We start from the raw sequence: 12988 nt of genomic DNA on the forward strand, positions 1-12988 counted from the left end.
CAGGCGTAAATGCGTTACAATAGAATTATTCGTGCCATTAAGAATGATTCAGGAGGCTATACCACAATGACAGACAAAGATATCGAAACACAAGCAACCGAAGAGATTGAACATGATCCAGAACGTGATCAGGCCCAAGTCATTATTACATGGTTTCAACATATCCAAGAAATTGTGAAAGAACAGTTCCCTGAGTATGAAGTGGATGGGCAAATTGGCAATAACCCAACCTACGGTCCAATGTTTGCTTTTACACTCAAAAAAGACGAAAAGTCCACAGCATGCGGATTTTTCTTGAATGAAATTATGCGAAATTTCCAAACGAATCCAAATGCAGGACTGTGGATGTCCTCTTTCTTCGTTGATTTGTTGAGAAGCGAAGAGAGTCACCTTCTTCCGAATCCGCCTCAATCTGAAGATGAAGCCAAAGAACTGCTGGACAAGCATATTGTTCCTTATTGTGCGGCAGCCGTTCGCGAGGAGTTCCCTGAACAGAAGATTTACGTAGATCTAGAGCTTCATGAGGAACATGGTCCTGTACTTGAAGCAGGATTTGTTGCTGTCGAAGATGGCAATAACACATGTGCACTTCCGCTTCAATACTTAATGACTTTATATTTATTGAATCGTGATCCAGCAGAACCGTTGATTCAAGCGATGTATCGATTGTATGAGGAAAATAATTTAGGTCAATAAGATAGCAACGATTCATGCGTGAAGCACACGCCGCTAGCTCCTGTTTGTAGGAGTTGGCGGCGTTTTTATTTGTTTAGGGGGGATTGAATTGTTTGAGAAGGAGTATGAGGTCTTTTGGAATGACCAAGTTCGAGATGCACAAGGACAAAGGCTGGATATGCTGCGAAGGGATTTGACGGGAACGAAGATACTTTTGAAGGAGGTGCTGTTGCCTGTTTTGGGTTCGTTTGATGGGTTGGAACTCGAATATGAAATGATAAGTTTGTCAGGTGTGAAGATATATGGGGACGTCTGCCATCCTATATTGCGGATCGTGTTCGAGGAGGACAGCTTCATTACGCCGCTGAGAAAATTACGAGAGACCGTTTCTCATTCGAAAGGGCACGTGCTCGAAGTGTTGCGATGCTCGGATATACCTATTTTCCATATAGCCGGGATGAGCTTGAGAAAAAGCCGAGTTTCTGCCAAAGAAATCTATTTGAATGGATAGGCAGATTCGGCAATGCGCTGGGAGCTGGGTTGCACGAGTTGCCGGTTTATGAGCGGGAGGTTTTGAGGTTTGCTTTAACATGTAAGCCATTTAGTGTGAAGGAAGTGTGTCACTGGTTGCAGTTTGCGTGAGTAACTTGTAGCAAAATATTACGAGAATTGGTGGATAAGGGCTTACTCAGCCCAAGTGGTGGAAGTCTGATAAGAAGTTATCAATTCTTGATCACTGAAAAAGCCATAGCACTTTTGCATCGCAGCAAGTGAGGCAAAAGTGAGGAGATAGTCCGAAAAATAGACTATCTCCTACCCACCATCAAACCGGCTATAAGTTCCGATAAATCATAAAGTCATCATACGTCCGAATGATGGGAATAGCCGCACTCGCCCCAAGCTTTGCATATTTCATCGCATGCGAAGTGTTGAAAAGTACCACGGAGTCCGTGGGGCGAAGCCAGCCTTGGTCACAAAGGGCAAGCATCGCTGCCCAAGTGGCCGCGCCTTCGGGAGAAGAGGAAATGCCTTCCGAGCCTAAACTATGCGTGGCTTGGGAAATTTGCGCTTTGGACACCGCGATGGCCGTTCCACCGCTTTGCTCGACAATCGACAGAAGCAGTTCCAAATCCGGCGGATTCGGAACACGCATCCCTGTTGGATTGGGAATAATTCTGTCTCCAACAGGCGAAGCCGTGTTACTTTCAATCGGAGGTGTTTCCCCCAACGATCTCTTCATACCATCCACAATAGGCTGACAGCCTTCCTCTTGTACACAAACGAATCTCGGCATGTCGCAATCAATGAAGCCTAATTCCTTCAACTCCAGGAATGCTTTCCACATGCCAATAATACCTGAACCGCCGCCCGTGGGATAGATGATCACATCGGGGAATGTCCAGCCTAATTGCTCCGCAAGTTCAAGTCCCATCGTTTTTTTGCCTTCTACACGGCCGGGCTCTTTCAATGTGCCGACATTCACCCAGCCTTGCTCGATGCGGCCTGACTCGATGATCGCGGCAGCATCATGAATAAAGCCATCAACGAGTACTGTCGTAGCTCCGTACATCGGGCATTCATCGACAATGAGCGAGGGGCAGTCCATAGGGATGAAAACAAACGCTTGAATGCCGGCTCTTCCTGCATAAGCAGCTAATGCGCTTGCTGCATTCCCGTTCGATGGAACTGCTGCTTTCGTTGCTCCGGCTTGTTTCAATAAAGAAACCGCCACCGAAAATCCGCGTGATTTAAAGCTGCCTGTTGGATTTTGTTCCTCACGTTTGATCATCAAACGTTTGAGCGATAGCTTGCTTTCCCATTCTGGCAGACGCAGCAATGGTGTCCAGCCTTCACCTAGGGAAATGATATGGGACGGATCGTGAATAGGGAGCAGTTCGTGATATCTCCACATAGATGGATATCTAAGCGCAAGCGATGTTTTCGTTAACGTTTGTGCAACATGCTCAAGATCATAGTTAACCAATAAAGTGCCGCCGCATTTGCATTTCATGTCTTGATAGCGGAAGGGCAGTTTTGCAGAACATCGTGAGCAATGCAGCTCCCATTGTTTCATATCTGGACCTCCTCGGCGTCTCTAGTAGGAATGATCATGCTTGTTTCCTACGTGCATGAAATGATTTGATTGTACGGAAGGTAGCTTTATTAGGCAGCTTTAAAAATAATTCGAGCATAGGCGCGAAATTCACTTCGATAATCCAAACATGTCCTTGCTTATCGAAGGCCATGTCGATCCCCATCGTTTTGACCCAACGATAGGAAGGACCTAACTGATCAGCTGAACGGAGTGCAACGGCATGCAGCTGAGCAAGGAGCTCAGAACTCTGCATGTCCTTAAGCTCAGAGCCACGGATAGCATTCTCTACAGTAACTACACGACCGCCGCTCATGCGAATATTCGTGACAATAAAGCCTTTGCCGGCCACCTTCGCGAGCATCCCTGTCACTTGCCAACTAGACTTCGTGTGTCGTTGAACCATCACTCTCATATCAAAGGGACGGCCATTCTTGGTGGCAAGGCGGATACGTTGTTGGACGATGTAGTTTTTATTTGCTTTCTTCTTAACAAATGCATTGATCTCATCTAGCTTCGTGTACGTTCGGCGTTTGGCACCATCATGGACCTCAAAGGAAGAGCTTCCTACGGTTTTGACCCGAATAACGCCATTCCCGCCATAACTGCCGGTCGGTTTTAGAATGATTTGACCATATTTGGTCAGCATGCGCCAGAAGCTGCTCTCACTCAACCAATCTGTTTCAGGCAGAAACGCTTGAAGTTTTTTTGATTTGCGCAGTAGTTTATATTTCGTCCATTTACTCGTGGATAGATTACTCATTCGCTTTCTCTTCTTGCCTTTGAATGACGAGATCATGTTCTTCCACGTGAAGTAGTTGATTCTGACTATCAACGAAAACAACCTGTGGTTTGAGTGCGCGTATTTCCTCTTCATCCATGAGTCCCATACTGAGAATGATTACGAGGTCTCCGGGAGAGAAGAGATGGGCAGGCGGACCGTTTAATCCGATTTTGCCGCAGCCTTCTGGAGCGGGAATGGCATACGTTTTCCAGCGGGTTGCATTGCGAAGACTTGTGACTTGAACCATTTCATACGGGTGGATATTCGCCTTGCGCATCAATAGCCCATCAATCGTGATGCTGCCTACATAATCCAAATCGGCTTCCGTTACAGTCGCACGATGTATCTTCCCTTTACACATTAGTCGCTGCATGTGCAGTAGCGCTCCTTTATGATCACATGGTGTTCTTCACAGGGTATGAGTGAGACTAGTCTCACGGTGTAGGTTAAAGCCTATTGTATGGAAAAATGGGCACTTGATGGCAGGAAATGAACTGGTTATTTCCTGGGCAACCGCAGAATACGACAGGGAAGTCGAGTCCCATGAGAAAAAAAAGCAGAGCCTAGGGCTCTGCTTCAACGTCAAATTAATTTAAGACCGCTAATTAATACTAAGGTGGCAATAATCGTACGAAGTACAGTTGTTGGTGCTTTCGTTGCGAGCATGCTGCCGATGAGTACGCCAGGGATCGAACCGATAAGCAGATTAATAACGAGCGAATAATTGACATTCCCCATACTGGCATGCAGAATTCCTGCTGTCGAAGAGAGTAGAAAAGCATGCGCGATATCCGTGCCCACGAGCTGTACGGGAATCATTCGGAAAAAGTAGAGCATGGCAATCGCATATAAGGAGCCAGAGCCAATAGACGTTAGTCCAACAATGAAGCCAAGAACGCCGCCAATCGTAATCGTCAACCAACGCTTCTCTTCTAAAGATTTGAGCTGCCAACGATTCTCTTTCATCCGATGTCCGAAGAATACTTTGAACAACGTTGCGAAGGATACCAGAATCAACACATAGCCGAGTGCGTGCTTAATGACTACTTCTTGATTGTCGAAGAAAGAATCAAATAATTTCAGGAATACAACGGCAAGTACGACACCTGGAATACTACCCATAGCAAGCATTTTCACAAGTTTAAAGTCGATTGTTTTCTGCCGCCAATGCTGGACAGTACCGAAAAGTTTCGTGATCGAGTTATAAAGAAGATCTGTTCCTACAGCAATGGAAGGATGAATGCCAATTAAAATTAATATGGGAGTCAGCAAGGAAGCGCCGCCTACACCTGTCATTCCGACCAGAAATCCAACAATTACACCCATTAGAATAATACTCAAAGTCATGTTGTCATGTCCTCTTTTCATTACCCACTAAACATATTGGATTAATTTTATTCCCCTGAAAGGCATTTGTAAAGAGAAATTTTCCAAGCTCGTCTCTATCCCGAGTAAATCGCTTGCTATTCATCAATTCTGGAATCAGGTACAATGGATAGATGTGTCAAAGTCAGTTTAGGGAGGACAATTCATGCGTAATCGAACTACCGTGATGGTCAGTATCGTACTGGCCATGTTAGTCGCGTCTATGGACACGACAATTGCCAATACAACGATGCCGATCATTGTGAATGACATTGGTGGAAACAGCCTCTATGCCTGGGCGTTTACCTCTTATATGGTACTATCTACGGTTCTAGCTCCTCTAGCAGGCCGTTTATCGGATTTATTTGGGCGCAAACGCATATATGCCGCGGGTATTCTCCTATTTCTTGGCGGTTCCGTACTCTGTGGTTTAGCAGACACCATGGTGCAACTCATTATTTTCAGAGCGATTCAAGGGATCGGTGCTGGGGTGATGATGCCATTCCCATCCATTATTGCCGGTGATATTTACCCGGTGGAGCAGCGTGGCAAGGTGCAAGCTTTTTTCACAGGCATGTGGGGGTTATCCGCAATTTTAGCACCTACATTAGGCACATTTTTTGTAACGTATTTGAACTGGCGCTGGATTTTCTTCGTGAACATTCCGATATGCCTTATTGCCTTACTAGCTCTGATGCCATACAAAGAAGTGTATCAGCCGAAGAAAGCCGTCATTGATTATTGGGGCGCACTCTTATTTGCCGCAGGGATTTCGTCTTTATTACTCATAACGGTGGTCGATTCATATACCTATCTGTATGGAGTCGTTGGTGTTCTCCTGCTTGTTGCCTTCTTCTTGTATGAAAAAGGGCATGCAGCCCCGCTTGTTCCACTGACGCTGATGCGAAATCGGCCCGTGGCCTTGATGATTGGCGGATCATTTCTCAGTTGTGCGGCGCTTTTCGGGACGTCCAGTTTCATTCCGTTGTTTTTGCAGAATCAAGGGCACTCTCTGTTCATCAGCGGTATTGCCCTCCTAGGTACATCCATTGGGTGGATGGTTGTTGCCGTCCCGAGTGGTAAATGGGTGATACGCTTCGGTTATAAGCCGTTGCTGCTAGCGGGGAATGCCTTACTTGTCGTCACAGCCGTTTTACTATTCTTCATCCGTGAAGGCACCTCTTTTGAGTATGTATTCAGCACGCTAACCATGCTCGGACTCTCATTTGGACTTCTGTTTACGGTGTCAACGATCGGTGCTCAGCAGTTAGTCGAGGCCCATCAGAAGGGGATTTCAACCTCATTGCAGCTATTCGCACGGAATATTGGTACAGCGGTCAGCGTCACGGTGATGGGCTCGATTGTAACAAAATCGGATGTCTTCTATACGGGGATTCACGGGATGTTCGTTTATGGGTTAATAGCAAGCATTGTTGCTTTTGCAGTACCTTTAGCGATTCGAACTGTGAAGCAAGATGCCTTGTCAGGATAGAGTATTCAAATACTCGCAAGTTGACAGTCTGCAAGCATTAGTGGAAAATTAGAGCTATATGAATATAGAAAGAAGTGAGTGTACGTGTTACTGAATGTGAAATCCCGCCTTCATGAAGGTGATATTCAACAATTACTTGGCTACAGCGTGTTTCCAGATCCAGATAGTCTTCAAGAAGCCCTCAGCCAATATGAAAATAATGAAAACACATGGTTATTTGCTTATGAGTCGGAAGGTTTACCCGTTGGCATTATCGGCTTCGAGCTGAATGAGAAGCAGGAAATGATACTTCGCCACCTCGCAGTTGAGCCTGAGAGTAGAGGAGAAGGCTTTGGACGCGGCATGTTGCTTGAAATTATTGAGGATATGCAGCCAGTTCGCATTACGGTGGAAACCGATGAAGAGGCTGTACAATTTTATCGCAACGTTGGATTCGTGATTCGTAGTCTGGGTGAGAAATACCCGGGCGTAGAGCGGTTCCTGTGCACGTACGAGGTTGAGGAAGAAGACGAAGAGTAATTATCATAGGCGAGCAAAGAGAAATCCCGAGGAACTGCGAACTGCAGCTTCTCGGGATTATTGGTTTTTAGAAAGATAAGTGCTTACATGCGGGATTTGACCGTCCTTGCATACTCGGATGGACTCATTAACGTTGCTTTCTTAAAAGCCTTGGAGAAATAGTGAACTGAGCTGAAGCCCAGTTGCCTGGATATCTCAGTAAAATTATACGATTCTTCGCGAATTAGGATTTTGGCTTGCTCGATTTTCAATTTGGCGAAGTACTCCATGAGCGTATAGTTCGTATGTTTTTTGAAAAGATCCTTGAGCTGTGTTTTGCCTACACAGAACACTTGGCTAATTTCGTTAAGAGTAAGATGAGCATCGATATGCGCTTCCATGTAGCTCATGACTCTACTAGTCAAATCATGAACTGACTTCTCCTTGGCAACTGTAGAGAGCGGCGTATCGGCCTCTACCTGAGCAGATTTCCGTAGCAGACGCACCAACAGAATTTCTAGGTAGCTTTGAATCATTTGTTCACTGCCTACAGGCGCATCTTGCCTGCGTACAAGGGGATGACCGAATGGGAATTCGAAGGCTTGTTGTCCTTCGCGTACGATTTGGGCAAGGAGATTGCGTTCCTCATCTTCTAAATGCAGCACTTTTTGCTCAAAAAATTGCATAGCTTTCGAATGACAATCAAACGTCATGACGATCAAATTAGGCGCTTTTCCTTTGGTCGCATAGAAGCTATGAAATTCATTGGGTTTATGAAAAATGATAGATCCCTGTTTCAGTAAATAGCGCTGATCATCCGCATGAACTTCCACTTCGCCGCGATCGACATAGAGAAATTCCCAGAAGTCATGCTTCTCCCCATTAAACGAATAATCCTTGCCAAACTCGAAGTAATGCATCGTAATGACTTTTTGGATGACCAGACTCATTTTCAAGTGTGTCCGTTGATACTCGGTCGTTTTCGTTTTGCTTATCGTCATGGGTGTCACTCCTGATCTTTCGATGCAATGCCTATATGTCTATCATAACACAGCAGAAATAACAAAAAAATCGGCTTTCAAGACAAAGAAAAGCTTCGGTGCATCTTTTATAATCAAGGTATCGCAAAGTTCGAGGGGGAGCTAGCATGAAGATAGGCGTTATTGGTTATGGACATAGGATTGAGCATGTGATTAAAGAAGTATTGAAGGCAGATGCGGACTGCCGAATTGAAGCGATTGTTGATGTACGTAAAGATCAGATTAAAGCCAAGTTGCTTGAGCAAGGGTGGGATCATATTAAGTACTATGATACACCGGAACAAATGTTGGAGACGGAGCAGCTAGATGGGGCCATGATTGGCACTCGCTGTAATCTGCATACAACAATGGGGTTGAAAGTGTTACAACATGATCTACCTCTTTATATCGAAAAGCCAGTAGCTACGAACTATGAAGATCTTCTTCGTTTGAAACAAGGTTACGAGGCATCTAAATCGCCTGTCGTGGTATCCTTCCCATTACGAGTAACCTCCATCGTGGAGTTGGTTAAGGAAATCATTGAATCGGGTAAAATCGGTACGGTAGAACATGTACAAGCGATAAATAATGTACCTTATGGCCGTGTTTATTTTCAAAGCTGGTACCGAAACGAGCAAGAAACAGGAGGGCTTTTCCTCCAAAAAGCAACGCACGATCTTGATTATATACAAGCTGTACTAGGGCAGAGACCAATCACTGTCTGTGCGATGACATCCAAGCAAATTTTCAAAGGAAATAAATCCGCGGGGCTCAAATGTGTCGATTGTGAAGATAATCGCACCTGCTTGGAGAGCACAGTCAACACGTCTGAACAGTTAGATCCAACATGGCAGTATTGTTGCTACGCCAAAGATACAGGGAATGAAGATTCAGGCAGTGCCCTGTTCCAATATGAAAGCGGTATGCATATGTCCTATTCGCAAAACTTCTTTATTCGAAAAGGTGCTGCTGCACGTGGAGCACGATTTATGGGGTACAAAGGTACGGTAGATTTTGATTTCTACACAGGTATTGTCAAAGTGCATATGCATCATACAGCAAGGGTGGAGACCTATGAGATCGGGGCTGGGAGTAATCATTTTGGCGGTGATGAGAAGCTGGCTCGGAATTTCACTGAAATTATGAAGGGGACGGCTAGTTCCATCTCGACGCTTGATGATGGATTGATGAGCGCTCTGATGTGTATCAAAGCGCAAGAGTCTGCACGAACCGGGACGTTCCAAGCGTTAAATTGGGATTAAGTAACCCATTTGAAATTTTAAACGGTGGAGGATATGCACATGAACCCCAAGGCTACTTTTCAAACCATTTGCTTGAGCTCGTTATCCAAAGTATTTGCAGATGAAGCTCCACAAGAAGCATCTTACAAACAAGCATCGGTACTAAGAGGAGAGCACTTTGGTTTCCAAATTGCTTTTACTTCTAATCAACTATTGAAAAACATCGGTGTAGAGGTCTATTCGACACTGGGGATTCCTTTTACAATTCGTGCTGTGGGTCTCGTTCCTTCTGAAATGCCTTGCTATGCGGACCATGATGGGCATGTTCTGCGGACGACGGCGGGGTTGTATCCCGATCCCTTGTATCCTCTTGAGGATTCAACCGTAACCGCACTTCCTGGCCAATGGAGATCTGTCTGGATTCACGTTGAATTAGATTCCTCTGTTCTTGCGGGTACGTATAACGTGCATGTAGGTTTCCTTTCGCCAGAAGGAGAGAAGCTAAGTGAAGAAGTGTTGGAACTCACTGTACTCTCAGCAACACTTCCGAAGCAAAAACTCATCCATACGGAATGGTTTCACACGGATTGCCTTGCGACACATTACAACATTGATGTATTCAGTGAGGAGCACTGGTCACGCATAGGGCAGTTTCTAGAAACTGCCGTCAAACATGGTATCAATATGATTCTGACGCCGATCTTTACCCCACCGCTGGATACCGTAATTGGGGGTGAGCGCCCAACCGTGCAGTTAATCGATGTCTGTGTTGGTGGAAGTAAAATCGATATCAGCACGACGTATGCTTTTGAGTTCACAAAGTTAGAGCGTTGGGTTGCACTTTGTCAGGAGAAAGGTGTCGAGTACTTTGAATTCTCGCATCTGTTCACCCAATGGGGGGCTAAACATACACCGAAGATTATAGCGAGTATTGGTGGTGTAGAACACCGGATTTTTGGTTGGGATACAGATGCCACCGGGGAAGCTTACGCTCATTTCCTGGGACAACTCATACCAGAACTTGATCGGGCCATTCGTCGTCTGGGCATCGCGTCTTGCAGTTATTTCCATGTGTCAGATGAGCCTACTAAGGAACACTTGGCGTCGTATAAAAAAGCGAGTGATCTCGTTCAGAAGCTCCTTCCTTCGGATTACCCGATTATCGACGCACTGACGGAGATCTCCTTCTACGAGCAAGGCATCGTCCAGAAGCCGATCCCATCGAACAATCATATCGAGCCTTTCCTCCAGGCAGGCGTCCCTGATTTGTGGACTTATTATTGCTGTTCACAGTTCAAAGAGGTGTCGAACCGCTTCTTTAACATGCCGTCTGCACGCAATAGAATCATTGGTTTGCAGTTGTACAAGTTTGGCATACAAGGGTTTCTACATTGGGGCTATAACTTCTACTACTCCCAATATTCCATAAAACCATTGGACCCTTTCAAAGTGACTGATGCTTTACACGGGTTTCCTTCAGGAGACAGCTTCCTCGTTTATCCAGGTGAAGCGGGGCCAATTGAGTCGATTCGGTTGGAAGTATTTCATGAAGCGCTGCAGGATTTGAGAGCTTTACAATTGCTCGAGACGATGATCGGTAAGGAACGAACTGTTGCCTTAATTGAAGAAGAATTGTCAGAGCCACTCACATTCTCCGTGTATCCGCGCAGCACGGAATGGATGCTCGAGATACGAGAGCGAATTAATCAGGCGATTGAATCGAACAGTTGAATAGGGTTGAAACATGAAAAAAGCTGCTCCCAGTAAGAAAGGGAGATCAGCTTTTTTTGGTATTGACACATTTTAGGTGTTGATCTATAGTTATACCAACATAAAACCAAGTTAGTTAATCGGAATAATAAGTTTACGGAAGATTGCTGAAAGGAGGGTTTCAAATTGAACATTGAGAATATCGAAGCCTTCGTCTATGTTATTCATTATGGCAGCTTTAACAAAGCGGCGGAAGTGCTTTTTTTATCCCAGCCATCCGTCACAGCACGCATACAATCCCTAGAGCGTGAACTGGATTGCCGACTTTTTGAGCGGATTGGGAAGCAGATTTCGTTGACGGATGATGGGAAGAAATTTCTGCCGTATGCCCAACAACTCTTGCAAACTTTTCAGAAAAGTAAAATTCAATTGAAGCAGAAACGTACCCTGCCAAACGAGTTGCGTGTAGGTTGTACCGTATCCGTTTCGAACTATATCATGCCAACCATTATTCCAAAGCTCAAAATGAAATATCCAGATGTGAACTATAAGCTGACTACGGCTTCGTCCGAGGAGATCATTAATAAGGTGCTGAATCGAGAGCTTGATTTCGGATTTGTACGAAACATTAGTCACCCGAATCTACTTTCAGCCAAAGCGTATGAAGATCCTATTCACCTTTATGTCTACGAAGGCCATCCCTTTATAGGTAACGAAGCCATTACTATTGATGAAATAGGTGAATATCCCCTTGTTTTCTTTGAATGCGGATCACTCGATTGGATGCGAATACACCGCCTATTCGCGAGTATGAAGCAACCGCCGAACATTGAATTTCAGACGGATACGTTGGAGACGGCGAAGAAATTAGTACTTGGACGTGTGGGTATTGCGTTTCTTCCTAGTCTATGCGTCGAACAGGAAGTCAAGGAGGGGAAGCTGTTCCCGATTCAGTTTCCGGAAATTGCAGGTATTTCCCTGCAAACCAACATGATCGTGTTAAATGGTGAGAACACCTTATTTTTCAACTCTGCTTTAGAATTATGTAAAGGAATCGCTCAGTCGATTCGGGATACGATCTAACTTCTCGATATGCATATAGAAAAACTCTATTATCCAGTTCGACAACTTGATGATAAATTAAAGGCATAGTAATAATTCATACAAAACAAGTAGGAATTATAAGGATTAAATACATGAGAAAATCGGAGGGGTTCACAATGAGACATTTCACAACACTTACGGTTACAACATTAGCATTAGCTTTGGTAGCGGCAGGCTGCGGTGCGAAAAGCGAGACAACGAATGCTTCTTCTAGAGGAGCTGCCGATGCATCAAAAGCGCCAGTAGCCTCAACGGCAGCAACGGCTGCACCTGTGAAAGTAAAGAAAATCATCGTAGGCACTGGGACACAATTTCCGAATGTAGCCTTTCTCGATAAGGACGGAAAACTAACAGGATACGATATTGAATTAGTGAAAGAAATCGATAAGCGGTTGCCAGAATACGAGTTCGAGTTTAAAACAATGGACTTCGCTAATCTGCTGCTTAGCTTGGAAACGAACAAAATTGATTTTGTTGCACACGAAATTGAGAAGAACAAAGAGCGTGAGCAGAAATATTTGTTCAATAACGAACCCTATGCGTATTGGAAAACCAAAGTTATTGTAGCCAAAGATAACACGACCGTGAAATCGATCGATGATTTGAAAGGCAAGAAAGCATTAACGACGGCTACAAGTGCAGAGGCAACATTGCTGGAGAACTATAACAAAGCCAATGACAATGCGATCAAAATTGTTTATCAGAGTGGCGCAGCCAACGACTTGGTCACCCAGCTTACAACCGGACGTGCAGATGGAGCACTTGGAGCGGATTTCTTGCTTCCACTCGTAGATCCGCAAAGTAAATTAAAAGTAGTTGGACCGATCATTGAAGAAGCTGAAGTACGTTTCTTATTCCGCAAAAATGATAAAGATGGGCAAGAGCTTGCGGACAAAATTGACACTGCTTTAAAAGCCGTCAAAGCAGATGGTACGCTCTCGAAGTTGAGTACACAGTGGTTAGGCGGAGGCTATACCAAGAAAGATGATGCGAAATAGCTAAGCATTC

At 44.9% G+C, this 12988-nt stretch carries 13 protein-coding genes; 8 read left to right on the forward strand and 5 right to left on the reverse strand.

Annotation, left to right across the window (positions count from 1 at the left end):
• Nucleotides 1-66: 66 nt before the first annotated feature.
• Both AC1DLM_RS10425 and AC1DLM_RS10430 read left to right on the forward strand, forming a co-directional pair.
• Complete coding sequence (locus AC1DLM_RS10425; RefSeq protein ID WP_056614876.1) at nucleotides 67-696, forward strand: hypothetical protein; 630 nt, start codon at nucleotides 67-69, stop codon at nucleotides 694-696.
• 88 nt (nucleotides 697-784) lie between these two features.
• Nucleotides 785-1186 carry a hypothetical protein gene (locus tag AC1DLM_RS10430; protein WP_441986909.1) on the forward strand — a complete coding sequence of 134 codons (402 nt, stop codon included), beginning with the start codon at nucleotides 785-787 and terminating at the stop codon, nucleotides 1184-1186.
• 321 nt (nucleotides 1187-1507) lie between these two features.
• Here AC1DLM_RS10430 and AC1DLM_RS10435 read toward each other — a convergent pair whose 3' ends face one another.
• The 4 genes from AC1DLM_RS10435 to AC1DLM_RS10450 form a co-directional block, all read right to left on the reverse strand.
• A complete protein-coding gene (locus tag AC1DLM_RS10435; RefSeq protein ID WP_441986908.1) occupies nucleotides 1508-2749 on the reverse strand; it encodes a threonine synthase in 1242 nt (413 codons plus the stop codon).
• 34 nt (nucleotides 2750-2783) lie between these two features.
• Complete coding sequence (locus tag AC1DLM_RS10440; RefSeq protein ID WP_441986907.1) at nucleotides 2784-3530, reverse strand: YheC/YheD family protein; 747 nt, start codon at nucleotides 3528-3530, stop codon at nucleotides 2784-2786.
• Nucleotides 3523-3924 (reverse strand): aspartate 1-decarboxylase, encoded by a 402-nt coding sequence (gene panD / locus AC1DLM_RS10445; RefSeq protein ID WP_441986906.1) that lies wholly within the window; start codon nucleotides 3922-3924, stop codon nucleotides 3523-3525. The genes AC1DLM_RS10440 and panD overlap by 8 nt, the downstream gene beginning before the upstream one ends.
• A gap of 209 nt (nucleotides 3925-4133) precedes the next feature.
• Nucleotides 4134-4898 carry a sulfite exporter TauE/SafE family protein gene (locus AC1DLM_RS10450; RefSeq protein WP_441986905.1) on the reverse strand — a complete coding sequence of 255 codons (765 nt, stop codon included), beginning with the start codon at nucleotides 4896-4898 and terminating at the stop codon, nucleotides 4134-4136.
• 184 nt (nucleotides 4899-5082) lie between these two features.
• Between AC1DLM_RS10450 and AC1DLM_RS10455 the strand changes: the two genes are divergently transcribed.
• Both AC1DLM_RS10455 and AC1DLM_RS10460 read left to right on the forward strand, forming a co-directional pair.
• On the forward strand, nucleotides 5083-6408 hold the full coding sequence (locus AC1DLM_RS10455; protein WP_441986904.1) for an MFS transporter: 1326 nt from the start codon (nucleotides 5083-5085) through the stop codon (nucleotides 6406-6408).
• 84 nt (nucleotides 6409-6492) lie between these two features.
• On the forward strand, nucleotides 6493-6927 hold the full coding sequence (locus AC1DLM_RS10460) for a GNAT family N-acetyltransferase (RefSeq protein ID WP_441986903.1): 435 nt from the start codon (nucleotides 6493-6495) through the stop codon (nucleotides 6925-6927).
• A gap of 83 nt (nucleotides 6928-7010) precedes the next feature.
• Here AC1DLM_RS10460 and AC1DLM_RS10465 read toward each other — a convergent pair whose 3' ends face one another.
• Entirely contained in the window at nucleotides 7011-7907 is an 897-nt protein-coding gene (locus AC1DLM_RS10465) for a helix-turn-helix domain-containing protein (RefSeq protein ID WP_441986902.1), read from the reverse strand.
• 146 nt (nucleotides 7908-8053) lie between these two features.
• Between AC1DLM_RS10465 and AC1DLM_RS10470 the strand changes: the two genes are divergently transcribed.
• The 4 genes from AC1DLM_RS10470 (at nucleotide 8054) to AC1DLM_RS10485 (ending at nucleotide 12978) form a co-directional block, all read left to right on the forward strand.
• Nucleotides 8054-9187, forward strand: a complete 1134-nt coding sequence (locus AC1DLM_RS10470; RefSeq protein WP_441986901.1) for a Gfo/Idh/MocA family protein — start codon at nucleotides 8054-8056, stop codon at nucleotides 9185-9187.
• A gap of 39 nt (nucleotides 9188-9226) precedes the next feature.
• On the forward strand, nucleotides 9227-10897 hold the full coding sequence (locus AC1DLM_RS10475; protein ID WP_477569917.1) for a DUF4091 domain-containing protein: 1671 nt from the start codon (nucleotides 9227-9229) through the stop codon (nucleotides 10895-10897).
• Nucleotides 10898-11062: 165 nt separating this feature from the next.
• Nucleotides 11063-11959 carry a LysR substrate-binding domain-containing protein gene (locus AC1DLM_RS10480; protein WP_441986899.1) on the forward strand — a complete coding sequence of 299 codons (897 nt, stop codon included), beginning with the start codon at nucleotides 11063-11065 and terminating at the stop codon, nucleotides 11957-11959.
• Nucleotides 11960-12096: 137 nt separating this feature from the next.
• A complete protein-coding gene (locus tag AC1DLM_RS10485; protein ID WP_477569918.1) occupies nucleotides 12097-12978 on the forward strand; it encodes a transporter substrate-binding domain-containing protein in 882 nt (293 codons plus the stop codon).
• Nucleotides 12979-12988: the final 10 nt, after the last annotated feature.

It is taken from the genome of Paenibacillus sp. 01T442, from assembly GCF_056398345.1.

Excerpts from the sequence above, each read along its gene's own strand:
- AC1DLM_RS10470 (WP_441986901.1), top strand. The coding sequence starts at position 8,054 with ATGAAGATAGGCGTTATTGGTTATGGACATAGGATTGAGCATGTGATT.
- AC1DLM_RS10455 (WP_441986904.1), top strand. The coding sequence starts at position 5,083 with ATGCGTAATCGAACTACCGTGATGGTCAGTATCGTACTGGCCATGTTA.
- AC1DLM_RS10465 (WP_441986902.1), bottom strand. The coding sequence starts at position 7,907 with ATGACGATAAGCAAAACGAAAACGACCGAGTATCAACGGACACACTTG.
- AC1DLM_RS10450 (WP_441986905.1), bottom strand. The coding sequence starts at position 4,898 with ATGACTTTGAGTATTATTCTAATGGGTGTAATTGTTGGATTTCTGGTC.
- AC1DLM_RS10435 (WP_441986908.1), bottom strand. The coding sequence starts at position 2,749 with ATGAAACAATGGGAGCTGCATTGCTCACGATGTTCTGCAAAACTGCCC.
- AC1DLM_RS10440 (WP_441986907.1), bottom strand. The coding sequence starts at position 3,530 with ATGAGTAATCTATCCACGAGTAAATGGACGAAATATAAACTACTGCGC.
- AC1DLM_RS10475 (WP_477569917.1), top strand. The coding sequence starts at position 9,227 with ATGAACCCCAAGGCTACTTTTCAAACCATTTGCTTGAGCTCGTTATCC.
- AC1DLM_RS10485 (WP_477569918.1), top strand. The coding sequence starts at position 12,097 with ATGAGACATTTCACAACACTTACGGTTACAACATTAGCATTAGCTTTG.
- panD (WP_441986906.1), bottom strand. The coding sequence starts at position 3,924 with ATGCAGCGACTAATGTGTAAAGGGAAGATACATCGTGCGACTGTAACG.
- AC1DLM_RS10425 (WP_056614876.1), top strand. The coding sequence starts at position 67 with ATGACAGACAAAGATATCGAAACACAAGCAACCGAAGAGATTGAACAT.